Genomic DNA, 26,638 nt, shown 5'->3' with positions numbered 1-26,638 from the left:
ACCCGGCGGAGACCCGGCCGCGCGCCCCCTCAGGACTCAGGTGCTGACCAGCACCTGTTCCGGCGTATCCAGCCACACCCGCTGTCCCTCCGGTGCGACCGTCACACCGAACCGCCGCCAGTGCGGCTCGCCCCGACTCACCCACTGCGCGTACGCCTGGACCACCTCATCCCACACGGGCCGGTCGCCCACCTGCTGGACCCCGTGATCCACACTCTCGGGCCTCCACGTGGCCACCGCCCACGAGCGGCCGCCGTCGTTCGGATCGTAAACCCACATGCGCACGTACTGGCCGTCCTCATCGGCACCTTCGGTGGTGTTCGAGCGCAGACCCGTCAGCGCACCGATGGCCAGGTCCGCGCCCGCGCCGAGTCGGTCCAGCGCCCGTGGATCGAGGGCCGTGCGATAGTGCCGCCGCTCCTGCCCCGAAGGCGGGTTTTCACCCGGCTCCGGACGCTGGGATCGCATCATCATGTATCCGGCGTACCCGACCACTCGCCCGATCGCAGTCCCATCGTCCTGCACCTCCAGGCGTAGGGCGTGGCTGGTGCCATACCCGGGATGCCACGGCAACACGATCACGCCGCCGGGGCGAGTCTGCTCCACCCAAGCATATGGGATCGTGCGAATGCCGCAGGTGACGTGAACTCGGTCGTACGGCTCCCCATCGGTGCAGCCGAGCGCGCCGTCGCCGACGAGCAGTCGCGGCTGGGCCCCGGACGCGGCAAGATTCTTCGCCGCCTGCTCAGCGACCGCCGCGTCCACCTCGATGGAGGTCACCTCCCCTTGATCTCCGACGAGATGGGACAGCAGCGCGGCGGTGTAGCCGGTACCCGTGCCGATCTCCAGCACCCGGTGGCCGGGCTCGGGCGCCAGATGGTTGAGCAGATCCGCGACCGTGCTGGGCGCGGACGCAGACGATGTGGAGTGGCCCCGCAACTCGTCGAGACCGGTCGCACCGTCGTCGAGCTGGGTGACGATGATGCTGGGCGAGTAGACGGTGTCCCACCAGGTGACGGGGTCGGCGTCGCGGTCGATCAGGTACGGTGACCCTTCCTCCTCGACGACCAGGCCCAGGTTGGGAATGAACAGGTGACGAGGCACGGTACGGACGGCGTCCGCGATGGGCTCGGCGATGTCTCCGGATCCCTCAGGGTCGAGGGCGGCGATCAGTCGCGCGAGCCGCTCGGGCGTGGCGCTCACTTCCCCTTGCCTTTTCCGTCGGCGTGGTCGCCCTGGGGTTTCTGCTGCTGGTCGTTGGTGCTGCCGGCGCCACCTTCCGTCCCATCGACCTCCTTGCCCTTAGGGCTGTTCGGGTCCTCGTGTCGGCCCACTGCCGTCTCCTCTCGTGGGTGCGGTGGCCGGGGTGAGATCTGGCGCCTGTCATCCAGCATGGGGAGAGGCGTTCGGATCCGTGACCGTCCATGCACACAAAGCTACGAACCGAGCAACATGAAGCTCAACGAAGTTGCGTCAGATTTCTACTTGATCGCTAAGCGCGCGATTGATCAGGCGGCGTGCAACCTCGCCACGCACTGCCAAGGCCATCAGACGATCGAACGCCTTCTCATAGATCATGACTTCGTGGCGCTGTCGCAGCGTCAGCTCTGCGGTGTACGTCGCCACGGTCACCATGCGGCTGTCGTAGATGGTGAACGCGTTGTTCCTCGGCACCGTGTACGGCGTTGCCAGCGGCACGATGCCGAGGCTGAGACGCGGCGCACGAGTGGCATTCAGTAGCCGGCGTAGCTGCTCCGCCATCGTTTCGCGGTCGCCTACGGCGGTATACAGCGCTGCTTCGCCGAGGAGGAACAGGAACCGGCGATGGGCGCGGTCAAGTACCCGTTGAGCTTCCAACCGGGCCTCTACACCCTCTTCGACGTCGTCAGGGATGCCGTGAAATCGATGATCGTCGTCAGGATGCCACGCGCGTACGGGGCCGTCTGGAGCAACCCGGGGATGACTGTGGGCTCCCAGGCCCGGATGAGTTGCGTCTTCTCGTACGCGTCGATGTTGGCGCGCTGACGACGCCGCGTACCGGTCTTGAGGGAGCGCCTCCAGTCCGTGTACTGAGCGTCAATCGAGCGGACAGCCGCGATCAGGTCACTGATCTCGCTGGGGAACTGGCAGGCAACACACCAGTCCCGGATGTCGTCCTCTGAGGGAACCTGCTTCCCGAGCTCGATCTTCGACACCTTCGATGGCACCCATCCACACGCGGCGGCGAGTTCGCGACCGGTCAGCCCGGCATCGCGCCGCAAATCTCGCAGGCGGATACCGAGCGCTTGAACGGCCTGCCGGCCGAGGAGGGGTTGATTCACAGAAGATGCGCGACGAACTCATCCAGCGGCTTGGCGTGCTTGAGGGCCAGGTCACGCCACGCCCGGTGACGCGAGATGGCCTCGCGATCGGAGACGAGTTCGGCTCCGGCGAACGTGTCGTCGGCGTCGTCGAAGTGCAACCGGATCAGGCGGAAGTCGTCGAGCAGCCACGCGTCGTACGGGTCGAGGCCAAGTTGCGCGGCCACGTCACGGCGAAAATAACGAATGTCCTCCCCGGCCCGCACGCTGAGCTGAGCCACCTTGATGCCGTACCTCGTGTAGTCCGACGGCGGCACGGACACGATGCGGACTCGCTGCCAGGTCTTCCCTGACGCGACGTCACGGCTGATCTTTTCCATCCAAGACCGATGCCACGCGTAGTCGTCCAACTCGCCGGCCTGCCACTTGCGGAACGGTTCGGCACCCACGGCGCTGTTGTAGCGCTCGCGGATTTCGAACCGGAATGCGGTGGTGGTGAAGGTGGCGAGCAGGTTGCCCAGCTCTGCCTCGGGCAGAAGCACGGTCACCCCCGAGGAAAGTGTGGCAGGAGGTCCTTGGGAATCTCGACGATGATCTCGTCGGGAGCCAGGTTGACGGCATCGTCAAGGGCATCGGGGTCGGTGATCGCCTTTCCCTGGACTGCGATCGTGCCGCGATCCGTCTCGTAGACGGCGGGACAGGTGCCTTGCTCGCTGTTGCTTCCGAGGAATCGCAGGCGCATGGCCGCTCCTTGATCGGTTTGCTTAGCATTTCTCGACTTGCGCTCATCGTCCATGGGTATTCGGACCCCCGTACTCAAGCGCCTGCTTGATGTCCACGCGCTCAAGATGCGGGTAGTCGGAGAGAATCTCGTCAAAGGTCCATCCACCGGCGACGAGCCGTACCACCGTCTCAACCGTGATACGGAGACCACGGATAGTGGGCTTGCCCTCGAGCTTGCCCGGCTGAGAGTCGATGCGATCGAAGTCCGGCATATTCTCAGAGGACGTTGTCGGGCGAATGCAGCCAAACGCGCGTCCCCTCCGCCATGACGGTGACGCCGAAGTCGCTCCAGGACGGCTCACCCTGCTCAACCCACCGGACGTACGCCCGCAGTACCTCATCCCACACCGGCCGATCGCCGGCCTGCTGGACGACATGTCTGGTGCGACCCGGACGCCGCATGACAGTGGCCCACGAGCCAGGGTCCGCCGGGTCCGACACCCGCATGCACAGCCACTCGCCGTCCTCGTCCACGCCCGATTCGGTGTGCGAGCAGAGTCCGGTCAGCGCGGAGACGGCCAGGTCCGCGCTCGCGGACAGGGCGTCGAGTGCGCGCGGATCGAGAGCCGTCCAGTACCGCCGCCGCTCCTCGTCGCGCTCCGGTCTCTCATCCGGACGAAGCCGCTGCGCCCTCATCATCATGTACCCGGCAAAACCGACGACCCGGCCCCGCGCCGTACCGTCCGCCCGCACCTCCAGGCGCAGGCAGTGGCCGGTGCCGAAGCCGGGATGCCAGGGCAGGACGATGATCGCGCCCGGCCGGCACTGTTTGACCCAGGCATAGGGGATATCGCGGATGCCGCAGGTGACGTGGATGCGGTCGTACGGCGCGAAGTCCCGGCAGCCACGTGCGCCGTCGCCGACGACCAGATGAGGCTGGAGACCGACCGCCGCGAGATTCTTGGCGGCCTGGTCGGACACGCGCCGGTCGACGTCGATCGAGACGACCCGATCCGGTCCGGCGACGTGGGACAGCAGCCCGGCCGTCCAGCCGGTTCCGGTACCGATGTCCAGCACCCGCATGCCCGGCTCGGGGGCGAGCACGTTGAGCAGGTCCGCGACCGTGGCCGGCGAGGAGGATGAGGACGTGTAGTGGCCCGTGAGCGCGGTCAAGGGGGTCGCGCCGTCGTCGAGCTGGGTGACGATGGCCGCCGTCGAGCCGACCACATCCCACCAGGCTGCGGGGTCGGCGACGCGGTCGATCAGGTACGGCTCGCTGTCCCTCGGGGCGATCAGGCCCACATCCGGGACGAACTGGTGGCGGGGCACCGCGCGGACTGCGTCGCCGACCCACTCGGCGAGGTCCCCCGACCCATGGGGATCCAGGGCAGCGATAAGCCGCTCCATGTAGCCGACCGGCACGTCCACTACTTCTCGTCCCCATCCTTGCCATGCGCGCCGCCGGGGCTCTCCGGTGCCTGGTCATGGGTGCTGCCCTGCTTCTTTCCGTCCTCTTCCTTGTCGAAAGGCCGGTCCGTGGGCTCGCCTTTGTGATCACCCATGCCGTTCTCCCCGCCCGATGCCATTGCTCACCGTAACCGTACGAGCACGATGTGATTGCCTGCAAGCGAGAATCATCTACTCGGTACGATGGCGCGGTGTCGGCCCCCGCGCCCGCAGAGCACGACCTAAGCACCACGCACGTGTTCGAGAGGAGCGCATGATGGGTCACAGCCGTTGGGAAACCTACAAGGCGAAGCGTCTGCGCGAGATGGAAGCGGATGCACAGCCCCACCCCGAATACGAGCAGGCGGGCCGCGACCTGGAAGTCGGAGACCAGTTGCGTGAGATCCGCAGGCGCCGAGGCTTGTCTCAGAAAGTTGTAGCGGAGCGCTCTGGGATGTCCCAGCCCGCCCTGTCCCGCATCGAGGGTGGTGGCGGCATTCCGGATATAGCGACACTGCTGCGCCTCGGCGCTGCAATGGGGGTTCGGTTCCGCGTCGAACTCGTCATCGACGATGACACCACCGAAATCGAGCCTTTGACGGTGCATCACCGACAACTCGCGAACACATGATCCGTAGCCTTCCGCAGTAGTGGTCTTCAGCCGCCGACAGGCTTGCACGAAGGTCGGCGCTGTACGATTGCGCGGTGTCCTGGACGCTGGAGACCTCCGACGGTCGTTCGCTGGACGTCAACGCGTGGAACTGGCGACCTACGCTGGCGCTGCTGGAAGAGGCCGGTGTGCTGGACGCGGAGACGGCGGGTTTGCTGGGCTTCAACAGCGCAATCGAGCTGACCGGCGACGAGGCTCGGCGCATCGCCGTCTTCCTGGATGGCTACCTGACGACATCCGTGCCGGCCGAGGGGCGGGTGCTGCTCAACGGGTCGGTTACCACGGAGCCGGACACGTACGAGTTTCACCGGGACGACCTCGCGCGCAACTACTCGGTGTCGGCGGAGTGGCTGGCTCGTTTCCGCGACTTCTGCCGTAACGCTACGAACGGCTTCACCGTCTCCTAGTAAGCCTGGCCGGTCACGATTCGCAGCCACAGGGCGCGGGCGGTGTCGGCGGGTAGCCAGGGGCTTTCCATGGTGGTGCCTTCTTCCGGGAGGCGTCGTACGAACCACAGGCCGCCCGCTGTACAGAACTCGTAGGTGGGGTGTGTGCAGAAGCAGGTGTGTTCCTTGATCCGGATTCGGGCGGCGCGTTTCGTGCTTTCCGCCCACCGCACCCGCACGGCCTGCTCCTGCGGGACAGCCACGTGGAGGCCGTGGTAGTCGAAGTGGGAGGGTGGCGGGTTCATGGATTCACCGCCAGTTCCCCCTGGTCGCGGAGCAGGGATACGAAGGTCTGGGCGTCTTCGGCGCTGATCGTCTGACGCAGGCCGTTGTCGATGTCGGTGTCCCGGAGGTGGATGCCGCGCCGGGTCGCGTAGAACACTCCCGCGTCACTGCGGAAGACCGACCAGCCGGGGAATGCCGCCCGTAGCACATCAAGGTCGTAGCACATGCCGCTGAGAGTAGTGCTGTACGTCTACCCCTGTCTACCCACGTAGGCGGTCGGAGATGGGTCGGCAGGGCTTTCTATCGTTGAGGTATGTTCGAGTTCGAGCCAGACCGTCCGAGATGGCAGCAGATCGCGGACGTCATCCGGCAGCGCATCCAGTCCGGCGCCTATCCGCCCAAGCACCTGGTCTCGGAGCTCTCACTCGTCCAAGAGTTCGGTGTCGCCCGTGACACGGCCCGCAAGGCAGTGCGCGCCCTTCGTGAAGAAGGACTGCTCTACACGGTTCCGCACCTGGGTAGCTTCGTGGGCCAGCGCGCCGAGCCCGATCCCACCGGCGACCAACCTCCAAACGGCTGAACCTAGCCCGCACCGAAGGCGAACTCGACGCCCGGGGTGTTGTCCGGCCAGGTCCAGGCATGGACCTCCGCCAGGTCGCGCAGCATCTGCGACAGCGAACTGGCCACACCCACGCCCTCGATCTCCCCCGTCGGGCAGCGCGAAACCCACCTCTCCTGCTCGTAGGTGATGACATAGGTGATCGTCTGGCTCATTCGAACTCATCCTCGATAGTGGCGAATGCTTCACACCATAGCCAGGTAGTCCGACAATTCCTCGGCCGAAGAGGTGGCGATCCCGACGTACCCGTCCGGCCGGATGAGGGTGTGCCGTTCCCCGCCATAAGGCGAGGCAGGCGCATAAGCCCGCACCTCAGGCCCCACCCGAGGCGCGGGGTCCGGCGACAGCAGCGTGAAGTGCGGCCCCCGCAGCAGGTCGAACATGCGCGCCGAAGTCCCGTCGGCCAGCGGCAACGGCCCGTCCGGCACCCGTTCCCCACCCCGCAGCGCCAGCGAGCCACCCCGGTAGCTGAGCCTCAACTGGTAGGTCTCCTCGTCCCGCTTCATGGACCTTTTGTCGTGCAGGTCCGAGCTGAGCCCGAGCACCCGGGCCGCGACCGGCCGCCGCTCCTCCTCGTACGTCTCCAGCAGCTCTTCCGGCGCCCCCGCCAGCACCCGCGCGAGCTTCCACCCCAGGTTGTACGCGTCCTGCACCCCGGTGTTGAGCCCCTGCCCGCCCGCCGGCGAATGCACATGCGCGGCATCTCCGGCCAGGAACACCCGCCCGACCCGATACCGCTCGGCGAGGCGGATGTTGACCCGGTAGAGCGAAGACCACAACAACTCGGTCAGCCGCACCCCGCGCAACATCGACCGTTCCGCGAAGACCCGCCGGAAACCGGACAGCGTCAGGTCCGGCGCGAGACCCGGCTTGATGGAGGCGAGGTACTGGAAGGTGTCGGTCCCGGCCATCGGGTACAGCGCCACCATCCCCTTGCCCGGCCGTACCCAGACGTGGATGTGCTCCCTCCCCAGCCCTTCGACCCGCACATCCCCCAGGACCATCCGCTCCTCCTCGCGCGTCTCCCCGCTGAAGCCGACGCCGAGGGCCTTGCGCACCGTGCTCCTGCCGCCGTCCGCCGCGACCAGGTAACGCGCCCGCACCGTCTCGCCCGTCCCCAGCCGCGCGCTGACCCCGCCCGCGTCCTGCTCGAAGCCGGTCAACGTGCTGCCCTGCTCCACCTTCCCGCCCAGCTCCGCCAGCCGCTCCCGCAGCACCGCCTCGGTACGCCACTGCGGGTGCATCATCACCAGCGGGTACGTCGCCGCGACCGGTTTGTGCATGCGCACCTGCCAGAAGGGGACCCTGCCCACCTTCAACCGAGCCGGCGGGTACGGCGTCGCCGCCGCCAGGATCGGGCCGACGACTCCGAGATCGTCGAAGACCTCCAGCGTACGAGGCTGCAAACCCTTGCCTTTGGAGCCGCCGGACGGCTCCGGAGCCTGGTCCACGATGCGGCAGGCGACGCCCCGGCGGGCCAGGTCCACGGCGAGGGTGAGGCCGGTCGGGCCGGCGCCGACGATGAGTACGTGCGTTTTGTCGTTCACGCACCCGACCGTGCCAGGCGGCTCTGCCAGATCTCTGTCAGCGGCTGTCACCAAGGTAATGGTCGGCGATCTCGTCGCTCGTGGTCACCCAGACGCCGGGGTGGTTCACGATGTATTCGAGGGCTTGGTCCAGGTATTTGGCGCGGAACGGCTGGCCGGTGACGAAGGTGTGCAGGGCCAGCGTCATCACCCGGCCGCCCTCGGCGTGGAGCTGGTCGAGCTGGTCCTTGACGATCTGCACGAAATCCGGCCCGGTGAAGCTCTTCATCGTGAACAGGCCGAGATCGTTGAGCTCGACGGAATACGGCACGCTCAACATCCCCGGCACGTTCAGCCGGTACGGCTGGTCGTCGTTGGTCCAGTCGAGCACGTACCTCAACCCGAGTTCCGCCAGCAGCGCAGGCGTCTGGAAGGTCTCCGTGAGCGCCGGCCCCAGCCAGCCGCGCGGCCGTTGACCGGTGGCCTGCTCGATGGTGGTGACGACGTCGGTCAGGAAAGCGCGTTCCTCGTCGGGCTTCATGCCCGACTGCAGGATGGAGTTGTTCTTGCCGTGCGCCAGCCAGGCCCAGTTCCGCGCCCGCCCGGCCTCGATGATCTGCGGATACTCGCCGGCGACGTCGGAGTTGAGCAACACGCTCGGACGGATCCCGTGCCGGTCGAAGATCTCCATCATCCGCCAGATGCCCACCCGCGCCCCATAGTCGCGCCAGCCGTAGTTCAGCGGGTCGGGCACCAGCGCGGCGGTCGCCGGGTTGAGGCTGGTCGAGGGGCGGTCGATCAGGAAGTGCTCGACGTTGAGCCCCACGTAGAACGCGACCCGGGCGCCGTCCGGCCAGGCCACGGGCTCGCGCTCGATGATCGGGCTGTAGTCGAAGAGTTCGTTCCGCATCGGCTCTCCTTAGATGACACGGCAGAGATAGGTAGGCGGCCTACAGATCAGCCGCGGTAATCTACCGATCCTTTACGACCGATGCCTAACATACGAGCGGACCCTTCGGCGACGTGCCATTCAAGAAGGGAAAAACGTACATGCGCAGAATGATCACCATCCTGGCAGCATTGTGCCTGATCACAGCGTTATCGCCCTCACCCGCCACAGCCGCCGCGCTGCTCGCGCCGGAGCGGCTGCGCGTCACCAACGTCACCGCGACCCAGGTCTCCTTCGCCTGGTCGCAGAACGTCAGCGGCGCCGTCATGCCCATCCGCGGCCGGATCTTCCAGAACGGTACGCAGGTCGCCACCACCCCGTTGATCCGCTACACGGCGAGCGGACTCGTCCCCGGGGCGACGTACACCTTCCATGTCGTCACCGCCGACAGCGTCGGCAACACCTCACCGCCGAGCCGCACCCTCACGGTCACCACCCGCGGGCCGGGCGTGATCCCGCCGGGTCCGGCGAACCTGAGCGCCGCCGAGAACGCGCCCGCCCGCGTCCGTCTCGTCTTCGACCAGCCCGACGACAGCTGGGACGTCGATCGTTACGAGGTCTTCGACGGCGCCTCGCGGATCGCCTCGATCCCGGGCTTCGCCTGGGTCGGCAGCCCGACGGTGACGCTCGACGTACGGGAGCTCGCGCCGCAGTCGTCACACTCCTACTCGGCACGCGCCGTCCGCCCGGCCATCGGCGTCTCCCCCACGTCCAACACCCTGACCCTCACGACGCCCCCGCGTACGGACCTGGTGGCGCCGTCCGCTCCGACCGAGGTCAGGGCGAGGCAGTCGGTGTACGCGTGCTTCTCCCCCAACGTGACCTGGGCGCAGTCCAGCGACAACACCGACCCGCAGCCCGCGATCGACTACGAGGTGTTCGTCAACGGCGTACGCGAGGGCTGGGCGCGCGGCGCCGGAACCTTCAGCATCGCCGTGGTGCCCGTGGGTGACAACGTCATCGGGGTGCGGGCGGTGGACAGCTCGGGCAATGCCTCCGCCACCGCCACGACCACCTTCCGCCGCGATCCGGACTGCCTCGAAGAACGCTAACCCCCCACATAAGCCGCAAGGTGCTCGCCGGTGAGGGTTGAGCGGGCGGCGACGAGATCGGCCGGGGTGCCCTCGAACACGATCTTGCCGCCGTCGTGGCCGGCACCGGGACCGAGGTCGATGATCCAGTCGGCGTGCGCCATGACCGCCTGGTGGTGCTCGATGACGATCACCGACTTCCCGGCGTCGACCAGCCGGTCGAGCAGGCCGAGCAGCTGCTGTACGTCGGCGAGGTGCAGGCCGGTGGTCGGCTCGTCGAGGACGTACACGCCGCCCTTCTCGGCCATGTGGACGGCCAGCTTGAGCCGCTGCCGCTCGCCACCGGACAGGGTGGTGAGCGGCTGGCCGATGGTGAGGTAGCCGAGGCCGACGTCGGCGAGCCGCTCCAGGATGGCGTGCGCGGCCGGGGTGCGGGCCTCGCCGTACCCGAAGAACTGCTCGGCCTCGATCACCGACATCGCGAGCACCTCGCTGATGTCCCGGCCGCCGAGGTGGTGGTCGAGCACGGACGTCTCGAACCGCTTGCCCTCGCACTCCTCGCAGGTGGCGGACATGGTGTTCATGAACCCGAGGTCCGTGTAGACGACGCCGGCGCCATTGCAGTTGGGGCAGGCGCCCTCGGAGTTGGCGCTGAACAGCGCCGGCTTGACGCCGTTGGCCTTGGCGAACGCCTTGCGGATGGGTTCGAGCAGCCCGGTGTACGTCGCCGGGTTGCTCCGCCGCGAGCCCTTGATCGCGCTCTGGTCGATCGAGACCACACCCGCGCGGGCGGGCATCGACCCGTGCACGAGCGAGCTCTTGCCGGAGCCGGCCACGCCGGTGATGACGGTGAGCACGCCGAGCGGGAGGTCGACGTCCACGTCGCGCAGGTTGTGCGTCGAGGCGCCGCGGATCTCCAGCTTGCCGACCGGCGTGCGTACCTTCTCCTTCAGCGAGGCACGATCGTCCAGGTGGCGGCCGGTGATCGTGTCGCCGGCCCGCAGCCCCTCGACGGTGCCCTCGTAGCAGACGCTGCCGCCCGCCGAACCGGCGCCGGGACCGAGGTCCACGACGTGGTCGGCGATCGCGATCACCTCCGGCTTGTGCTCCACGACGAGCACCGTGTTGCCCTTGTCGCGCAGCCGCCGCAGCAGGTCGTTCATGCGCTCGATGTCGTGCGGGTGCAGGCCGATGGTGGGCTCGTCGAAGACGTAGGTGACGTCGGTGAGGGAGGAGCCGAGGTGGCGGATCATCTTGACGCGCTGGGCCTCGCCGCCGGAGAGCGTACCGGCCGGGCGTTCGAGGGAGAGGTAGCCCAGCCCGATCTCCACGAACGAGTCGAGCGTCCGCAGCAGCGTCGTGAGCAGCGGCGCCACCGACGGCTCGTCCAGGCCGCGGACCCAGTCCGCCAGGTCGCTGATCTGCATCGCGCACGCCTCGGCGATGTTGATCCCGGCGATCCTCGACGACCTGGCCTCCGCGCTGAGCCGCGAGCCGTCGCACTCGGGGCAGGTGGTGAAGGTGACCGCGCGCTCCACGAACGCCCTGATGTGCGGCTGCATCGCCTCCTTGTCCTTGGACAGGAACGACTTCTGGATCTTCGGGATCAGCCCCTCGAAGGTGAGGTTCGCGCCCTCGACCTTCACCTTGGTCGGCTCCTTGTACAGGAAGTCCTGCATCTCCCGCTTGGTGAAGTCGCGGATCGGCTTGTTCGGGTCGAGAAAGCCCGATTCGGCGTACGTACGCACCGTCCACCAGCTGTCGGACTTCCAGCCCGGGATGGTGAACGCGCCCTCGGCGATCGACTTGGAGTCGTCGTAGAGCTGGGTGAGGTCGATGTCGGAGACGTTGCCGCGGCCCTCGCAGCGCACGCACATGCCGCCGGTGCGGGTGTAGGTCGCCTTCTCGGCCTTGCTCTTGCCGCCCTTCTCGACGGTGATCGCGCCGCTCGCCCGTACGGAAGGCACATTGAACGCGAAGGCCCCCGGCGAGCCGATGTGCGGCTGCCCGAGCCGGCTGAACAGGATGCGCAACATCGCGTTGGCGTCGGTGGCGGTGCCGACGGTGGAGCGGGGGTCGGAGCCCATCCGCTGCTGGTCGACGATGATCGCGGTGGTCAGCCCGTCCAGCACGTCCACCTCGGGCCGCGCCAGAGTCGGCATGAAGCCCTGGACGAACGCGCTGTACGTCTCGTTGATCATCCGCTGGGACTCCGCGGCGATCGTGCCGAACACCAGCGAGCTCTTGCCCGACCCCGAGACCCCGGTGAACACCGTCAGCCGGCGCTTGGGGATCTCGACGTCCACGTCCTTGAGGTTGTTGACGCGGGCGCCGTGCACGCGGATCAGATCGTGGCTGTCGGCGACGTGCGGCGCGGGAGTGTCCTTACTCATTACTTCTCCATACTTGTCATAGGCGTCGCCTGACTGGATCTGCCCAGCTTGAGCACAATATGTCCGGTTTATGGGTGGTGCTGCTGTATGCGGACCATGTTGCCCGCCGGATCGCGGAAAGCGCAGTCTCGTACGCCGAACGGCTGGTCGATCGGCTCCTGGACGACCTCGGCGTCGCCGGCCTGCAGCCGCTCGAAAACGCCGTCCACGTCGTCGGTGGTCAGGAGGATACCGGCGTAGGTGCCCTTGGCCATCATCTCGGCGATGGTACGGCGCTCGTCGTCGGTGATGCCGGGGTCGGCGGCGGGCGGTTGCAGGACGATAGACGTGCCCGGCTGGTTCGCGGGGCCGACCGTGATCCAGCGCATGCCGTCGTACGCGGCGTCCTCGCGCACCTCGAAACCGAGGACGTCCCGGTAGAAGGTCAATGCCGCGTCCGGGTCGTCGTGCGGCAGGAAGCTGGCCTGGATGCTGATGTCCATGCCGGTCACGCTAGTTTCGGGGGTGTGGGGAGCGCTTCTCCAATCCTGACCAGTCTGCGTGGAGCACAAAAATGTCAGTGCCGGACGACATGATGATGCCATGACCGAGACACCCCCCTTCACCGAGTTGGCGGACGACACGGCCTACGCCGAGGCGGTCCAGCTCGCCGTCGACTCCGCCGCCGCCTACTACGCCGACGGCACCTCGACGCTCGACGACGACGCCTACGACCGGCTGGTGCGCGGCATCGAGTCCTATGAGCAGGCGCATCCCGAGTCGGTGCTGCCGTCCTCGCCGACGGGCAAGGTCGCCGGGGGCGCCGTGGTGGGCGACGTGCCGCACACGGTGCCCATGCTCAGCCTGGACAACGTGTTCGGCCCCGAGAAGCTGGTGGAGTGGGCGGCCGGGCTGGAGCGCAGGCTCGGGCGGCCCGTCACGGAGTGGAGTGTGGAGCCCAAGCTCGACGGGCTGGCGATCTCGGCCCGCTACCGGCACGGCCGCCTGGCGCAGCTCGTGACCAGGGGCGACGGGACCGCGGGTGAGGACGTCTCGCACGCCATCGGCACCATCGTGGGGCTGCCCGACCGGCTGGCCGACGCGGTGACCGTCGAGCTGCGCGGCGAGGTGATGATGACGGCCTCCCAGTTCGAGCAGGCGTGCGCCAAGCGGGAGGCGCACGACGGCACCACGTTCGCCAACCCACGCAGCGCCGCCGCCGGCACGCTGCGCGCGCAGGACCGGCCCTACGTGTGCGAGCTGACCTTCTTCGGGTACGGCGTGCTGCCCCCGCCCGGCGACGACTCCGAGCTGGCTGTGCGCCTGCGCGAGCTGCCGCACAGCCAGATCATGGACTGGGTGGCCGCGCAGGGCGTGCAGACCACGGCCGCCACGCCGGTCGCCGGGATCGTGGCGCGGACGCTGGAGCGGGTGCAGGAGCGGGTCGGGGAGATCGCGGCGGTCCGTGCCACGCTGCCGTTCGGCATCGACGGCATTGTGATCAAGTGTGATCTGGCCGCCGACCAGGCGGAGGCGGGGTTCAGCTCGCGGGCGCCGCGCTGGGCGGTGGCGTACAAGCTGCCTGCCACCGAGAAGATCACCAAGCTGCTCGCCGTGGAGTGGAGCACCGGCCGCACCGGCATCATCGCCCCGCGCGCCGTGCTGGAGCCGGTGAAGCTGGACGGCTCGACCGTCACCTACGCGACCCTGCACAACGTCGCCGACATCACCCGCCGTGGCCTGATGCTGGGCGACAGCGTCACCGTCTACAAGGCGGGCGACGTCATCCCCCGGGTCGAGGCGCCGGTGGTGCACCTGCGTACCGGGGAGGAGCAGCCGATCCCGATCCCGCAGGTCTGTCCGTCCTGCGGGGACGCGATCGACAGCTCCCAGGAGCGGTGGCGGTGCGTGCGCGGCCGGGCCTGCCGCGCGATCGCGTCCATCACCTACGCGGTCGGCCGCGACACGCTCGACATCGAGGGCCTGGCCGAGAACCGCATCCAGCAGATGCTGGACACCGGCCTGATCGCCGACTTCGCCGACCTGTTCTTCCTGACCCGCGAGCAACTGCTCGGCCTGGAACGCATGGGCGAGACCAGCACCGACAACCTGCTGGCCGCCATCGAGCAGGCCAGGACGCGCCCCCTGAGCAGGGTGTTCGCGGCGCTGGGCGTGCGTGGCACCGGCCGTTCGATGAGCCGTCGCATCGCCCGGCACTTCGCCACCATGGACGCCATCCGCGCGGCCGACGCCGAGGCGATCCAGCAGGTGGACGGCATCGGCCCGGAGAAGGCGCCGGTCGTGGTGGACGAGCTGGACGAGCTGGCCCCGCTCATCGACAAGCTGATCCTCGCCGGGGTCAACATGACCGAGCCCGGCGCCACACCCCCCACCGCCGCCACCGCCGCCGAAGGGGAACCGGTGGTCGAGCTGCCGCTGGCCTCGATGTCGGTGGTGGTGACCGGCACCATGACCGGGCCGCTGGCGGAGCTGACGCGCAACGAGGTCAACGAGCTGATCGAGCGGGCCGGGGGCAAGTCCTCCTCCAGCGTATCCGCCAAGACGTCGCTGCTGGTGGCCGGGGAGAAGGCGGGCTCCAAGCGGGCCAAGGCCGAGACGTTGGGGGTGCGCATCATGAGCCCGGAGGAGTTCGCGGCGCAGGTGAGCGCCTTCGTGCGTAAGCCCTAGGAGATCTTGCGGCGGTAGATGTTCATCGCGAAGGCGTACGCGGCGAGGAGGATGGCCACGCACCAGGCCAGCGCGATCCACAGGTCGACGCCGACCGGTTGCTGGGTGAACAGCGCGCGGATGGCGTTGACGATGGAGGTGACCGGCTGGTTCTCGGCGAAGAGGCGCAGCGGGCCGGGCATGGTGTCGGTGGGCACGAAGGCCGAGCTGACGAACGGCAGGAAGATCAGCGGATAGGAGAACGCGCTCGCGCCGTCCACGGTCTTCGCGGTCAGCCCGGGGATGACCGCGACCCAGGTCAGCGCCAGAGTGAACAACAACAGGATGGCGGCCACCCCGAGCCACGCCGCCACTCCGGCCGGGGTGCGGAAACCCATCAGCAGGGCGACCAGCACGACCACCACGAGCGAGATCAGGTTGGCCACCAGGGAGGTCAGCACGTGCGCCCAGAGCACCGAGGAGCGGGAGATCGGCATGGACTGGAAACGTTCGAAGATGCCGCCCTTCAGGTCGGTGAACAGCCGGAAGGCGGTGTAAGAGATGCCTGAGGCGATGGTGATGAGCAGGATGCCGGGCAACAGGTAGTTCACGTACGAGCCGGAGCCGGTGTTGATCGCGCCGCCGAACACGTAGACGAACATCAGCATGAAGGCGATCGGCATGATCGTGGTGGTGATGATGGTGTCCGGGCTGCGCGAGATGTGCCGCAGCGAGCGTCCCAGCAGGGCGGTGGTGTCGCCGAAGAAGTGCGTGCTCATCGGGGGTCCTTTACGCGGTGCTTGCCGTGGTCACTGACCAGGCTGAGGAAGATCTCTTCGAGGGTGGGCTGTTTTTCGATGTATTCGACCTTCGCGGGCGGCAGCAGTTGCTTGAGCTCCTCCAGGGTGCCGTTGACGATGATCCGGCCCTGGTGCAGGATCGCGATCCGGTCGGCGAGCTGTTCGGCCTCGTCCAGGTACTGGGTGGTGAGCAGCACGGTGGTGCCGTTGGCGGCGAGTTCCCTGACCGCCTGCCAGACCTCGATGCGGGCTTGGGGGTCCAGGCCGGTGGTCGGCTCGTCGAGGAAGATCACCGGTGGGTCGCCGATCAGGCTCATCGCGATGTCCAGGCGGCGGCGCATGCCGCCGGAATAGGTGGCCACCCTGCGCGCGCCCGCCTCGGTGAGTGAGAAGCGGCGCAGCAGGTCGTCGGCGATCTCGCCGGGGTTCTTCAGCCGACGCAGCCGGGCGACCAGCATCAGGTTCTCCCGCCCGGTGAGGATCTCATCCACGGCGGCGAACTGGCCGGTCAGGCTGATCGACTCGCGTACGTCCGCCGGTTGGGTGGCGACGTCGAAGCCGTTCACCGCGGCGCTGCCCGCGTCCGGCTTGAGCAGCGTGGACAGGATCTTCACGGCCGTGGTCTTGCCCGCCCCGTTCGAGCCGAGCAGCGCGAAGATGCTCCCCCGCACCACGGAGAAGTCCACCCCGCGCAGCACCCGCAGCTCCTTGTAGGACTTCTCCAGACCCTTTACGTGAATCACGTGCTGTGTCGTCATCAGATATCCGTTCTCTGGCTTCTGAGTGGTTCCTGGCTCACCAGGTGACCGGGAGGCTCTTCATCCCGTAGATGTCCGCGATCTCCGGCCGCAGCACGACCTCCTCAGCCGGTACGGCCAGCCGCAGCGTCGGAAAACGCCTGATCAGCGCGTTGAACGCGACCCGCATCTCGACCCGGGCCAGCTGCTGACCCAGGCACTGGTGGACGCCGTGGCCGAAGCCCAGGTGCCCGCCGTCCTGCCGGCGCAGGTCGAGCACGTGCGGGTCGGCGAAGCGCTCGGGGTCGCGGTTGGCGGTGTTGAGGGACATGATGACCGTCGTACCGGCCTCGATGGTCTGGCCGCCCAGCTCGACGTCCTCCAGCGCCACCCGCTGGAACGTCTTGGCGACGGTCAGGTACCGCATCAGCTCCTCCACGGCCCGGTCGATGAGCGTGGGGTCGGCGCGCAGCGCGGCCAGTTGCGCCGGATTGCTCAGCAGGGCGAACGTGCCCAGCGAGAGCATGTTCGCGGTGGTGTCGAGCCCGGCCGCCAGCAGCAGCAGGGAGACGCCCTTCAACTCCTCGTCGGTCAGGTCGGTGTCGGTGAGGTCGCTGAGCACGTCGTCGGTGGGGTTCGCGCGCTTGGCGGCCACCAGCACGGCGAGGTACTGCTGGACCGCGGTGTAGGCCGCGAACTGGTCCTCGTCGCTGGCCTCCCCGTTCATGAGCTTGTCGATGTGCTCCTGGAAGGAGTCGCGGTCCTCGTACGGCACGCCCAGCAGCTCGCAGATGACGACGGCCGGGATCGGCTTGGCGAACGCGGTCACCAGGTCCACCGACGGCCCGGCCTTCTCCATGGCGTCCAGGTGGTCGGCGGTGATCTGCTCGACCCGCTCGGTGAGCAGCCGCATCCGCCGGACGGTGAACTTGCCCACCAGAGGCTTGCGGTAGCGGCCGTGCCGCGGCTCGTCCATCATCAGGAACTCACCGGGCGCCGCCGGCGGGATCTCCACGCCGGTGACGTCATAGAACGGGAAGAACATGAGCTCCTTGCGCGAGCTGAACCGCGGGTCGGCCAGCACCGACCTGAGCAGGTCGTAACCGGTGACCAGCCAGCCCTTCTGCCCGCCGGGGAAGGTGTAACGGCTGATCGGGCTCTGCTCGCGGGCCTCGATCAACTCCTTGGGCGGGTCGAACGGGCAACCGGGCTGACGCTCGGTCGGCAGCGTCGTGAAGGTCTGAAGAGATTCATCCATGGCCGTTCCTCGTCTCTCTCGCCTGTCGATGACGCCACTATGACACCACAGTGATGTCATTGCAAGATGTGATGACGCCATGCATCTCCGAGGAGTGCGCCACTTGGCGTCAACATGGCGTCAGGTGGCGGGCTGGCATCATGGTCGGATGCGACAAGTGACCGTTCTCGGGAGTTGTGGAGCCTTTCCCGAGCCGGGCCGGGCCTGCAGCGGGTTCGCGGTGGACTGGGACGGGTACCGGCTCCTGCTCGACCTGGGCTACGCCACGCTGCCTCGGCTGCTCGCGCACTGGCCGGACGGCGCGCTGGACGCCGTCGTCATCACTCACGAGCATCCCGACCACTGCGTCGACCTGCATGGGCTGTTCCGGATGCGGTTCTACGGCGAACCCGGCGGGCCGAAGCTGCCGTTGTACTGCCCGCCGGGCGTGCTCGACCGGATCGGCGGCCTGGAGCCCGACGCCGACCTGCACGCCGTCTTCGACGTGCATCCGCTGCCCGGCAGTCACCAGGTGGGGCCGTTCACCCTCACCGCGTCGTCGCTGCCGCACTACGTACCCAATGCCGGCATCCGGCTGGAGGCCGACGGGATCGCGCTGGCCTACACCGGCGACACCGGCCCGACCCCTCTTCTCGCCGAACTCGGCCGCGACGCCGCCCTGTTCATCGTCGAGGCCACCGACCGCGACGGCGAGACCGGCCGCCCCACCCGTAACCTGATGACCTCCGCGGAGGCCGGCCACTGGGCCCGCCACGCGGGTGCCCACCGGCTGATGCTCACCCACTTCTGGCCGGGCAACGACCGGGCCGCCGCCGTGGCCGCCGCCTGCGAGGAGTTCGGCGGGCAGGTTCTCGCCGCCGAGGAAGGACTCACCGTCACGCTGAGCGTTGCTTGAGTTCGCCCGGCAACGCTGCCGGGCCGTCGTGTTCCGGCCGTACCCGCGCAGGGAAAGCGAGTTGAATACAACTTCGGTCTTGGCATCTTCCGACGTCGGAGGACTAGGCTGCCGCCCAGCCCAGTCCCCCCATGGACGGAGTGCGTTGGATGTCTCGTCGCCGCTCCCTCGCCCCGGCGCAGGTGCATCAGCTCAAGGTCACCTTGTGGGACTTCCGGCCCACGGTGTGGCGGCGGTTGCGGGTGCCGTCCGAGATCACGCTGGGTGTGCTGAGTGACATCCTGCAGGACGCGTTCGAGTGGGTGGGCAAACACCCACACAAGTTCTGCCTCGATTCCGTCGAGTACGTCCCTGAGCCGCTGATGGCGGGCCGGCTGAGCAGACCCGGGCCCACCAGGATCCGGGAGGACGACGTACGGCTGCGCCAGGCCGCGCCCCGCCGTGGCGTCGTCCTCGATTACGTGTACGACCTGCGCGCGGAGTGGAGGCATCGGATCGAGGTGGAGGACGTCTTCGCGGCCGACCCGGAGACCTGCTACCCCTCCTGCACGGCCGGCCACGGCCGCGCACCCGACGAGGACTCCGACGACTACACCGTCGGCGCCTTCGGCGAGGGCGACCGTCTCACGCTCGACAAGGTGCTCTTCGCGAACGGCGCGCTGCTCGGACGCGACCTCCCGCTCCCGGCCGGCCAGATCGACCCCGTGTTCACGGCCCTGTTCCCGGCCTTCGCCGTACGAGAGGACGACGCGGAGCCGCCGGCGCGGCCGGGCGAGGTGGCGCATCTGGTCACGGAGGCCGAGGCTTGCCTTCTGGTACGGCGGGCGCACGAACTGGCCGCGTGGGTGGGCTCTGGGCGTGCAGTGACGCTCGGCAAGGTGCTGCAACCGGCGGATGCGTTGCGAGCCGTGGCCGACCTCGGGCTGGACTGCACCCTGCTGCCGGAGGTCGATGTGCTGCTGTCGGGGGTGTCCTCGTTCCCCGGCTGGGTGCTGCGGCGTGCTGAGGAGGAGGCGGCTCGGCGCGAGGGCGGCCGCATGAAGAACCTGCGCAACGCCAAGGACCTGCCCGTACTGCATGATCTGTGGAGCGCTGCGGTCGAGGCCGGGCTCATCACAGTCCGCGAGTCGGAGGCCATCGCCACCTTCAGCCCCGATCCGTCCACCCCGAAGCATGCTGCCCCCACACCGGATCAGACCAGCGCAGCAAGCCCCACAACCACACCACCCCATCCGGTCAGCACGGGGAGCACCACATCAGGATCCGGCCCGGCAAGCCCAAGGGACGCTGCCGCAGGATCCGGTCTGGCGGGTGCAGGGAGCACGGCTGTCGGGGCCTACCCGGTGGGCGCGGAGGACACGGCATATGGGTCCGATCCGACCGAAGAGTCCGTGGAGACGTGGGTGCGCCTGCTGGCCGGGCTACTGCGGTCCCGCATCCGCGTCGAGCAGGGGAACCGCTCCTACTACGCCCCACCAGCGCCATTGGAGATGGTGTATCCGTTCACCGCCCAAATCATGGCAGGGCTGGCGGACCGCCCTTTCCCGGTGCTGCTCCCCGCACTGGTCATCGCCACTGCCACCGGTGACGTGGCGGGGCTGTATGGGCTGGAGGGCGGGCTGCTCCACAACGTGCGGCTCGTGATGGACGACTGGGCACTGGGCGGGGTGATCGAACGAGCAGACGGCACACCGTTCCCCACCCAGGGACTCAATCACCCGACGCACACCCCACCCACCTACGGACCGGAGCACGCCACGAACGCCACACCGTCCCCCGCCCACGGACCGAAGCACCCCACGAACCCCACACCGGCCTTCACCCACGGGCCGGAGCACCCCACGGCCGCCACACCGTCCTCCACCACCCATGTGCCGAACCGCCCGGCAGCCGGCGCGTCAGCCTCCACCGATCAACTCAATCTCCTGGTGAAGGAACTGGCCGCCGACCTTGGAGAGGGTTCGCATACGGCCGGATTCCTCGAGGAGGCTCCTCGGGCGTCCGTCGAGGCCATTTATGGCGGCATGGTCGTCCGCGTGACCGCGCTGGGAGCGTACGGAATCCGGCGGCTGCTCGCCGCTCATGGCTGGCCGATGCGCAAGCCCCACGAAAAGATTCCCTCCTGGGAATCCGGCATATACGACCTAAAGACCTACTATGCCTTGAACCCGCACCTCGCACCGCCAAAAAGAGTTTCACGAAGATTCCGCTCCACCAACACCTGAACGATTAACGCATTTCGCCCATCTCTCATGGGTGCTGATTTTGTCGGTCCCGCCGTTCATACTGGCCATCACAGCGGCTTTCAGGAGGAGATCGATGGCGAGGCGATCCAGTCGGGGCAGGGGCGGCGGCAGGCGACGGCGGAGGTCGGGCGGCAAGGAAGGGCTGTGGGCGCTCGGCTTCGCAGTAGCCGCCACCGCCGTCTTCCTCGTGGCCAGATTCATCGCAGAATATCCGGGTTTGGCGATCGGCATCGCCTTTCTCATTCTCGTCACCCTAGGCGGTGGCCTTTTCCTTCGATATCGGGCCATCCAAAACCGCCGCGCACAGTTCCTGGCCGCCAATACCGAGCTGGCAAAAGTCGACCTCATGACCGGCTCGCAATTCGAGCACCTGATCGCCGAACGCATGATCGCCGAAGGATTCCGGCGAGTTCGCGAAAGGGGCCGCGCCGGCGACGGCGGTGTGGACATCACCGCGGTAGCACCAGGCGGGACCCTCTACGCCATCCAGTGCAAGCGATACAGCAAGACCGTCGGCGCCCCAGAGGTCCGCAACTTCCTCGGCGCTCTGGCCAACGCCTTCGACGGACACACCGGCGTCCTCGTCACGTCGGGCCACCTCACCCGCCAGGCACGTACGGAGGCACTCGCCGCACGCCAGAACCTGGTGCTGGTCGAACGCGACCGCCTGGCCGACTGGCTACTCGGCCACTCTGCCCTGCTGCCCAAACGAGCGCCGTTAATGGCGAAGGGAGATGAGCTGGCCAGCTGAGTCCAGACGGCTCCACGCGCACAAACACCGACCACCTGACGTCGGCCGGTCATCGACTTCAACACCGAGTACCGCGTCTGTGTCACCACCGAGACCTACAACCGCCGTCCCCCGGTCGAGACCAGGGGCTGGGATCAGGTGGTCGAGGTCGGGTACGAGAGTCCGGAAGGCCGCCTCGTCCTGGCCGACCAGCTGAGCGGTGTCATGCTGCCGAACCTGGCCGTGCGGGGCAAGGGGCACTATCGCGTCCGCGTCCACTACGCCTGGCTGAGCTGGAAGGGGGAGAAACAGGCGGGGCAGCGGCTGCTCGTCATGGTCTGGCCGGGGCGAGGCGACAAGGTGACCGTCCATCGCGCACTCCCCGGAAAAGCGCCATAACGCCCGGTCCAGGCCAGTCCGGTCCACTGAAATGTGCCACAGCGCCTCAGCCCAGTTCCGCCAGCACCGCACGCGTGAACTGTTCGGTGCCGGACGTGCCGCCCAGGTCGCGTGTGCGTACGTCGCCCTTGGCCAGGACGGCGGCGATGGCCGCGACGATCTGCTCGGCCGCCCGCGCATGCCCGAGATGCTCCACCATCATGGCCGCCGACCAGATTGCCCCGATCGGGTTGGCCAGGCCCTGTCCGGCGATGTCCGGCGCCGAGCCGTGCACGGGCTCGAACATGGACGGGAACTCGCGCGAAGGGTTGAGGTTGGCGGAAGGGGCGATCCCGATGCTGCCCGCGACGGCCGCCGCGAGGTCGCTGAGGATGTCGCCGAACAGGTTGGAGCCCACGATCACGTCGAACCGCGACGGCTGCAGCACCAGCTTCGCGCAGAGCGCATCGATGTGCTCCTGATCCCAGCGCACCCCGGGGAACTCGGCCGCGCGCTCCTTGACCAGCTCGTCCCAGAACGGCAGCGTGTGCACGATCCCGTTGGACTTGGTGGCCGAGGTCAGGTACCCGCGGCGGCGGCCGGCCAGGTCGAAGGCGTAGTCGAGTACGCGGGTCACGCCGGCCCGGGTGAAGACCGACTGCTGCACCGCCATCTCCTCCGGGAAGCCCCGGTTCATCCGGCCGCCAATCTCGCTGTACTCCCCCTCGGTGTTCTCCCGCACCACGACAAGATCGACCTCCGCACGTACGGGACTCTCCACGCCAGGGAAGAGGCGGACCGGGCGCAGGTTCACGTATTGGCGGAAAGCGCGGCGGATCGGGATGAGCAGGCCCCAGAGCGAGACGTGGTCGGGCACCCCGGGCGCGCCGACCGCGCCGAGGAAGATGGCGTCGTGGGCGCGCAGCCGGTCCAGGCCGCCGGGCGGCATCATGGCGCCTTCTCGCAGGTAGCGCTCGCACGACCAGTCGTACTCGGTGAGGTGGAGCCCGAACCCGTGGCGCCGGCCCGCCGCCCGCGCCACCTCCATGGCCGCCGGGGTCACTTCGTGCCCGATGCCGTCTCCCGGGATTACGGCGATGTCATGCGTCATCATGGTTTCGATTCAAACGGGCGTTGACGGCGATGTCCAAACACGCGGCTACTGAGCGCAGAGGGCGTTGTCCAGGGCGGCTTCGACGTTCTTCATGCCGTCGGGCGTGGTGGGAAGCTGGGTGACGGTGATGGTGGCGGCGCGGCCGTCCTCGGTGGCGGCGTTGGCGGTGTTGTAGCCGGGGAAGGAGCCGCCGTGTCCCCAGGCGGTGCCGCCGCAGGAGAGCTTGACGCTCTTCAGGCCCAGGCCGTACCGGGCGTCCGGGCCGAACATCGGCGCCGCGACGGTGGTGCGCATCTGCTTGAGCTGCGCGGGCCTGAGCAACTTGCCGTCGAGCAGGGCGGTGTAGAAGCGGTTCAGATCGCCGGGGGTGGAGATCATCTGCCCGGCGGTCCACGCCTGGGACGGATCGAACTCGCTGACGTCGGTCAGCGGCTTCTTGGGGTCGTCCCGGTGGTAGCCGACGGCGTGCGGCTGCCGGATCTTCCGATCGCCGGAGGCCGGGAAGTACGTGCGGGTCAGGCCGATCTTCTCGACGGTACGCCTGGTGATCTCCTCGCCCGCCCGGTGGCCGGTGACCTTCTCGATGAGCAGGCCCGCGACGATGTAGTTGGTGTTGGCGTAGGCCCATCCGGCGCCGGGCGCGAACTGCGCCTTCTTGCGCAGCGCCATGTCGAGCAGCTGGTTCGGCCCGAAGTGGGTGTGCCGGAAGGGCAGGGCGCCCTTGGCCATGAAGTCGGTGTAGTCGGGCAGGCCGCTGGTGTGCTGCAGGAGGTGGCGAACGGTGATGCGGCGGCCGTCGATGCCCTGGCCGCGCAGCAGCCCCGGCAGGTACGTCTCGACCGGCGCGTCCAGCTTGACCTTGCCCTCGCCGACCAGCTGCAGGACGGTGACGGCGGTGAAGGTCTTGGTGTTGCTGCCGATGCGCACGTACGCGTCCGCCTGCGTCTTTCCCGCGGTGTAGTGCTTCGTCTTCCCGTCACGGGTCTGTACGGCGGCCAGCGCGGCGGGGAACTTGTCCTTCGTGACGAGGCTCTGCAGGGTGCTCTGGACGGGCGCGGTCTCGGCCTGCGCGGCGATGGCGGCGGGGCCGGCCAGGACGGCCAGAGCGAGTGCGGAGGAGCCGGTCAGGAGGGCGAAGCGCGGTGCGATCATGGGGACAAAACTACGGAATGTCAGATACCGGATGCGATCCGGTACGCAGGTGAGCCCGGGGTGGGGCTGGCCCTACCCCTCGCGGGCACGCAGGAACGCCTCCAGCGCCGCGCGAACGGCGGCCCGCGTCGGCTCCAGGACGATCCCGTGCTCGCGCAGCACCTTTCCGGCGATGCCCGACTTGTCGTGCAGGAGGCCGAGGAGCATGTGCTCGGTGCCGACGTAGTTGTGCCGTAGTTCGGCGGTCTCGGCGAGCGTGGCGGTCAGGGCGCGCCTGGCCTCCGTCCCGACCGGAACCACCGTCGGCGAACTCGGCCCGGTCGGCAGGAGTTTGCCCAGGTCGGCGCGGATGGCGTCCGGGTCGGCGCCCTGGGCGGCGAGCGCGCGTACGGCGAGGGTGTTCGGGTCGTCGAGGATGCCGAGCAGCACGTGCGCGGCGTCGATCGCGGGACGGCCCAGGCGGCGGGCATGGCCCTCGGCCCGTTCCAGGGTCTCCTTGGCGCGGCCGGTGTAACGCTCGAACGCGCCCGACTGGGCCAGGTCGGCGACGGTGAGACTGGACCAGCGCCGGCCGTAACGCTGCTGGGCCGCCTGCCGGCTGATGCCGAGATGGTCGCCGATGTCCGACCATGAGCAGCCGTCGGCCCTGGCCAGCTCGACGAGGTAGCCGAGCAGCCTGTCGCCGATGCCTTGCAGGTCGGACAGCACGCCTTCGGCGACGTCGAGGCGGGTCAGGGCGTCGGCGTCCCGGCTGCGCTCTTCGACGATCGACAGCAGGTCGGTGAGGTCGGGTAGCTCTGGCACCGTACCATTATGCCTGTCAACGTTTTGCTTGACAGTTCTCAAACGTCAATGCGAGCCTTGACGCATGGATATCAAGGCATTGGCAGAGGCGCTCGACGCGTTCGTGCCGGAGATCATGGAGCACTGCGGGACGCCGGGGTTGTCGATCGCCCTGGGGGTGGGTTCGGAGGTGGCGCTGGCCAGGGCGTACGGGCTCGCGGACCTGGCCGGCGGCCGTGCGATGACGGTGGAGACGGTCGGTCCGACGGGCTCGGACTGCAAGCCGTACACCGGCGTCGCGGCCATGCAGCTCGTGGAGCGCGGCCTGATCGGGCAGGACGACCCGATCGAGGAGCACATCCGCGTCGTCAACCCGCACGGGCAGCGGCCGATCACCCTGCGGGACCTGCTGACCCACCGCAGCGGCCTGGGCATCGGCATGGGCAACTGGGACCGCGTGCCGCCCCCGCCGCTGGGCGAGCATCTGCGGCGGGTGCTGGAGACGGGCCGGTCCGACGCGTACGGGGGCACGCTGGTGCCGTTCTGGAGCGGGCCGGTGGGCGAGCGTTACCAGTACAGCAACGTCGGGATCGCCGTGGTCGGGCAGCTCGTGGAGCTGCTCAATCCCGACGGGGTGACGTTCTCCGAGTGGGTGGCGCGGCACGTGTTCGCGCCGCTGGCGATGGGCTCGACCGTGTTCCCGCGGGCGCAACATCCCGACTTCGTGCCGGAGGAACTGCTGGCCCGGCGCTCGACCGGGTACGCGACCCTGCCCGGCCTCTGCCTGCCGCTGCCCCAGCTGTACCCCGGCGACTACCCGGCGGGGTCCGCGCTGAGCACGCCATCCGATCACGTACGGTTCGTGCTCGCCCTGCTCAACGGGGGCTCCCTTGGCTCCGGCACGATCCTCGAACCTGCCACGGCCGAGCAGATGATCACCGCGCAGGCGTCCGGCGGCACCCTCGCGGGCCCGAACCCTGACCTGTCCATCGGCCTGGTGTTCAACGTGTTCGGCGGCGAGCACCCCTACATCGGTCATGGCGGCGAGTACCCGTGGGGCTGGAGCCACTTCACCCGCGGCTGGACCGGCGACCGGGTGGCGCTGGTGATCTCCGCCAACCAGCACGACCTCGGCGACCTGGGCCTGTCCGACCGGCCCAGCCACGCCGCCGCCCGGCTGGTCGCGGAGGTCGTCACCGCCTGGGTGCACGGCGCCGACCCCCGGCCCCTGCGCCGCCCGGCCGCCGCCCGCGGCTACCTGGCCGGACTGCTGGTCGGCGACCGGCTCACCACCCGGCTGGGCATCGGCTCCCAGCCCGCGCCCGAGGACATCGCGCGGATCGCTGACGGCGCGGTGGTTCCCGAGAACTGGGACTGGGCGGAGTTCCGGCGGGCCGTCGGTGAGGTCCGGCTGACCGCCCAGCCACTGCGGGACAACGCCGAGACTGTACGGCGCGAGGTGCCTGCGCATGAGTTGGCCCTGTTGAAGCGGCAGCTTGGTGTGCCGGGGCTTGGTGGGCTGATGGCACCGGGGAAGTGAGCGGCGGGGAATTCGGTGGGAAGCGGAAGGG

Annotated in this window: 32 protein-coding genes; 10 read left to right on the top strand and 22 right to left on the bottom strand. The window is 68.5% G+C overall.

What is annotated here, in order from left to right:
* Positions 1-36 precede the first annotated feature (36 nt).
* From AB0I81_RS14895 to AB0I81_RS14855, 9 genes are all read right to left on the bottom strand, one after another.
* The gene (locus tag AB0I81_RS14895) at positions 37-1,203 is read right to left on the bottom strand and encodes a methyltransferase domain-containing protein (protein ID WP_360655894.1); all 1,167 of its coding nucleotides are present in this window, start codon (positions 1,201-1,203) and stop codon (positions 37-39) included.
* Entirely contained in the window at positions 1,200-1,334 is a 135-nt protein-coding gene (locus tag AB0I81_RS14890; RefSeq protein WP_360655891.1) for a hypothetical protein, read from the bottom strand. The genes AB0I81_RS14895 and AB0I81_RS14890 overlap by 4 nt, the downstream gene beginning before the upstream one ends.
* A 139-nt stretch (positions 1,335-1,473) precedes the next feature.
* Positions 1,474-1,857, bottom strand: coding sequence for a Scr1 family TA system antitoxin-like transcriptional regulator (locus tag AB0I81_RS14885; RefSeq protein WP_360655888.1), 384 nt, complete (start codon positions 1,855-1,857; stop codon positions 1,474-1,476).
* Positions 1,858-1,865: 8 nt separating this feature from the next.
* Complete coding sequence (locus tag AB0I81_RS14880) at positions 1,866-2,321, bottom strand: Scr1 family TA system antitoxin-like transcriptional regulator (RefSeq protein WP_360655885.1); 456 nt, start codon at positions 2,319-2,321, stop codon at positions 1,866-1,868.
* Complete coding sequence (locus tag AB0I81_RS14875; RefSeq protein WP_360655882.1) at positions 2,318-2,848, bottom strand: DUF6879 family protein; 531 nt, start codon at positions 2,846-2,848, stop codon at positions 2,318-2,320. The genes AB0I81_RS14880 and AB0I81_RS14875 overlap by 4 nt, the downstream gene beginning before the upstream one ends.
* Positions 2,845-3,042, bottom strand: coding sequence for a hypothetical protein (locus AB0I81_RS14870; protein ID WP_360655879.1), 198 nt, complete (start codon positions 3,040-3,042; stop codon positions 2,845-2,847). Before AB0I81_RS14870 ends, AB0I81_RS14875 begins: the two co-directional genes overlap by 4 nt.
* A 43-nt stretch (positions 3,043-3,085) precedes the next feature.
* On the bottom strand, positions 3,086-3,295 hold the full coding sequence (locus AB0I81_RS14865) for a DUF433 domain-containing protein (RefSeq protein WP_360655876.1): 210 nt from the start codon (positions 3,293-3,295) through the stop codon (positions 3,086-3,088).
* Between the two features lie 4 nt (positions 3,296-3,299).
* Positions 3,300-4,451: a methyltransferase domain-containing protein gene (locus AB0I81_RS14860; protein ID WP_360655873.1), complete on the bottom strand. Its 1,152-nt coding sequence runs from the start codon at positions 4,449-4,451 to the stop codon at positions 3,300-3,302.
* The gene (locus AB0I81_RS14855; protein ID WP_360655870.1) at positions 4,451-4,585 is read right to left on the bottom strand and encodes a hypothetical protein; all 135 of its coding nucleotides are present in this window, start codon (positions 4,583-4,585) and stop codon (positions 4,451-4,453) included. The genes AB0I81_RS14860 and AB0I81_RS14855 overlap by 1 nt, the downstream gene beginning before the upstream one ends.
* Before the next feature lie 158 nt (positions 4,586-4,743).
* On the opposite strand from AB0I81_RS14855, the gene AB0I81_RS14850 reads away from it, so the two are divergent.
* Both AB0I81_RS14850 and AB0I81_RS14845 read left to right on the top strand, forming a co-directional pair.
* Entirely contained in the window at positions 4,744-5,100 is a 357-nt protein-coding gene (locus AB0I81_RS14850) for a helix-turn-helix transcriptional regulator (RefSeq protein ID WP_360655867.1), read from the top strand.
* A gap of 74 nt (positions 5,101-5,174) precedes the next feature.
* Positions 5,175-5,546: a hypothetical protein gene (locus tag AB0I81_RS14845; protein ID WP_360655864.1), complete on the top strand. Its 372-nt coding sequence runs from the start codon at positions 5,175-5,177 to the stop codon at positions 5,544-5,546.
* Here the strand turns inward: AB0I81_RS14845 and AB0I81_RS14840 are convergent.
* Together AB0I81_RS14840 and AB0I81_RS14835 are read right to left on the bottom strand one after the other, a co-directional pair.
* Positions 5,543-5,830 (bottom strand): hypothetical protein, encoded by a 288-nt coding sequence (locus AB0I81_RS14840; protein ID WP_360655861.1) that lies wholly within the window; start codon positions 5,828-5,830, stop codon positions 5,543-5,545. The two genes, AB0I81_RS14845 and AB0I81_RS14840, sit on opposite strands and share 4 nt — an antisense overlap.
* Complete coding sequence (locus AB0I81_RS14835) at positions 5,827-6,036, bottom strand: hypothetical protein (RefSeq protein WP_360655858.1); 210 nt, start codon at positions 6,034-6,036, stop codon at positions 5,827-5,829. Before AB0I81_RS14835 ends, AB0I81_RS14840 begins: the two co-directional genes overlap by 4 nt.
* 87 nt (positions 6,037-6,123) lie before the next feature.
* On the opposite strand from AB0I81_RS14835, the gene AB0I81_RS14830 reads away from it, so the two are divergent.
* A complete protein-coding gene (locus tag AB0I81_RS14830) occupies positions 6,124-6,390 on the top strand; it encodes a GntR family transcriptional regulator (protein WP_360655855.1) in 267 nt (88 codons plus the stop codon).
* 2 nt (positions 6,391-6,392) lie between these two features.
* On the opposite strand, the gene AB0I81_RS14825 is transcribed toward AB0I81_RS14830, so the two are convergent.
* Genes AB0I81_RS14825 through AB0I81_RS14815 form a run of 3 tightly spaced genes read right to left on the bottom strand, consistent with a single transcriptional unit; the run spans position 6,393 to position 8,865 of the window.
* Complete coding sequence (locus tag AB0I81_RS14825; RefSeq protein WP_360655852.1) at positions 6,393-6,584, bottom strand: hypothetical protein; 192 nt, start codon at positions 6,582-6,584, stop codon at positions 6,393-6,395.
* Between the two features lie 30 nt (positions 6,585-6,614).
* The gene (locus tag AB0I81_RS14820; protein WP_360655849.1) at positions 6,615-7,976 is read right to left on the bottom strand and encodes an FAD-dependent monooxygenase; all 1,362 of its coding nucleotides are present in this window, start codon (positions 7,974-7,976) and stop codon (positions 6,615-6,617) included.
* 37 nt (positions 7,977-8,013) lie between these two features.
* The gene (locus tag AB0I81_RS14815) at positions 8,014-8,865 is read right to left on the bottom strand and encodes a polysaccharide deacetylase family protein (protein ID WP_360655846.1); all 852 of its coding nucleotides are present in this window, start codon (positions 8,863-8,865) and stop codon (positions 8,014-8,016) included.
* Positions 8,866-9,005: 140 nt separating this feature from the next.
* Here AB0I81_RS14815 and AB0I81_RS14810 point away from each other — a divergent pair, with 140 nt between their 5' ends.
* Entirely contained in the window at positions 9,006-9,956 is a 951-nt protein-coding gene (locus AB0I81_RS14810) for a fibronectin type III domain-containing protein (RefSeq protein WP_360655843.1), read from the top strand.
* On the opposite strand, the gene AB0I81_RS14805 is transcribed toward AB0I81_RS14810, so the two are convergent.
* Positions 9,953-12,328 (bottom strand): excinuclease ABC subunit UvrA, encoded by a 2,376-nt coding sequence (locus tag AB0I81_RS14805; RefSeq protein WP_360655840.1) that lies wholly within the window; start codon positions 12,326-12,328, stop codon positions 9,953-9,955. The genes AB0I81_RS14810 and AB0I81_RS14805 overlap by 4 nt on opposite strands.
* A 68-nt stretch (positions 12,329-12,396) precedes the next feature.
* On the bottom strand, positions 12,397-12,810 hold the full coding sequence (locus tag AB0I81_RS14800) for a VOC family protein (RefSeq protein ID WP_360655837.1): 414 nt from the start codon (positions 12,808-12,810) through the stop codon (positions 12,397-12,399).
* 100 nt (positions 12,811-12,910) lie between these two features.
* Between AB0I81_RS14800 and ligA the strand changes: the two genes are divergently transcribed.
* The gene (gene ligA, locus AB0I81_RS14795; RefSeq protein WP_360655834.1) at positions 12,911-14,995 is read left to right on the top strand and encodes an NAD-dependent DNA ligase LigA; all 2,085 of its coding nucleotides are present in this window, start codon (positions 12,911-12,913) and stop codon (positions 14,993-14,995) included.
* Here ligA and AB0I81_RS14790 read toward each other — a convergent pair.
* The 3 genes from AB0I81_RS14790 to AB0I81_RS14780 are packed head-to-tail and all read right to left on the bottom strand — an operon-like array spanning position 14,992 to position 17,769.
* A complete protein-coding gene (locus AB0I81_RS14790; protein ID WP_360655831.1) occupies positions 14,992-15,753 on the bottom strand; it encodes an ABC transporter permease in 762 nt (253 codons plus the stop codon). The genes ligA and AB0I81_RS14790 overlap by 4 nt on opposite strands.
* Positions 15,750-16,532, bottom strand: a complete 783-nt coding sequence (locus AB0I81_RS14785) for an ATP-binding cassette domain-containing protein (protein WP_360655828.1) — start codon at positions 16,530-16,532, stop codon at positions 15,750-15,752. The genes AB0I81_RS14790 and AB0I81_RS14785 overlap by 4 nt, the downstream gene beginning before the upstream one ends.
* A 37-nt stretch (positions 16,533-16,569) precedes the next feature.
* The gene (locus tag AB0I81_RS14780) at positions 16,570-17,769 is read right to left on the bottom strand and encodes a cytochrome P450 (protein ID WP_360655825.1); all 1,200 of its coding nucleotides are present in this window, start codon (positions 17,767-17,769) and stop codon (positions 16,570-16,572) included.
* 148 nt (positions 17,770-17,917) lie between these two features.
* Here AB0I81_RS14780 and AB0I81_RS14775 point away from each other — a divergent pair, with 148 nt between their 5' ends.
* The 4 genes from AB0I81_RS14775 to AB0I81_RS14760 all read left to right on the top strand — a co-directional run bounded on the left by AB0I81_RS14775 (position 17,918) and on the right by AB0I81_RS14760 (position 22,039).
* On the top strand, positions 17,918-18,664 hold the full coding sequence (locus AB0I81_RS14775) for an MBL fold metallo-hydrolase (RefSeq protein WP_360655822.1): 747 nt from the start codon (positions 17,918-17,920) through the stop codon (positions 18,662-18,664).
* Between the two features lie 149 nt (positions 18,665-18,813).
* On the top strand, positions 18,814-20,889 hold the full coding sequence (locus AB0I81_RS14770; protein WP_360655819.1) for a hypothetical protein: 2,076 nt from the start codon (positions 18,814-18,816) through the stop codon (positions 20,887-20,889).
* A 94-nt stretch (positions 20,890-20,983) separates the two neighbouring features.
* A complete protein-coding gene (locus AB0I81_RS14765) occupies positions 20,984-21,661 on the top strand; it encodes a restriction endonuclease (RefSeq protein ID WP_360655816.1) in 678 nt (225 codons plus the stop codon).
* A 138-nt stretch (positions 21,662-21,799) separates the two neighbouring features.
* Positions 21,800-22,039 (top strand): hypothetical protein, encoded by a 240-nt coding sequence (locus AB0I81_RS14760; RefSeq protein ID WP_360655813.1) that lies wholly within the window; start codon positions 21,800-21,802, stop codon positions 22,037-22,039.
* Positions 22,040-22,085: 46 nt separating this feature from the next.
* Here AB0I81_RS14760 and AB0I81_RS14755 read toward each other — a convergent pair whose 3' ends face one another.
* The 3 genes from AB0I81_RS14755 to AB0I81_RS14745 form a co-directional block, all read right to left on the bottom strand.
* On the bottom strand, positions 22,086-23,132 hold the full coding sequence (locus AB0I81_RS14755) for a tartrate dehydrogenase (RefSeq protein ID WP_360655810.1): 1,047 nt from the start codon (positions 23,130-23,132) through the stop codon (positions 22,086-22,088).
* Between the two features lie 45 nt (positions 23,133-23,177).
* A complete protein-coding gene (locus AB0I81_RS14750) occupies positions 23,178-24,284 on the bottom strand; it encodes a serine hydrolase domain-containing protein (protein WP_360655807.1) in 1,107 nt (368 codons plus the stop codon).
* A 72-nt stretch (positions 24,285-24,356) separates the two neighbouring features.
* Positions 24,357-25,088, bottom strand: coding sequence for a Clp protease N-terminal domain-containing protein (locus tag AB0I81_RS14745; RefSeq protein ID WP_360655804.1), 732 nt, complete (start codon positions 25,086-25,088; stop codon positions 24,357-24,359).
* 64 nt (positions 25,089-25,152) lie between these two features.
* On the opposite strand from AB0I81_RS14745, the gene AB0I81_RS14740 reads away from it, so the two are divergent.
* Positions 25,153-26,607 (top strand): serine hydrolase domain-containing protein, encoded by a 1,455-nt coding sequence (locus AB0I81_RS14740; RefSeq protein ID WP_360655801.1) that lies wholly within the window; start codon positions 25,153-25,155, stop codon positions 26,605-26,607.
* Positions 26,608-26,638: the final 31 nt, after the last annotated feature.

The organism is Nonomuraea sp. NPDC050404 (assembly GCF_040655495.1).
In the GTDB taxonomy this organism is placed as follows: Bacteria; Actinomycetota; Actinomycetes; order Streptosporangiales; family Streptosporangiaceae; genus Nonomuraea.
The sequence above is the reverse complement of the archived record's forward strand: the minus strand, read 5'-3'. Positions and strand labels throughout refer to the sequence as shown.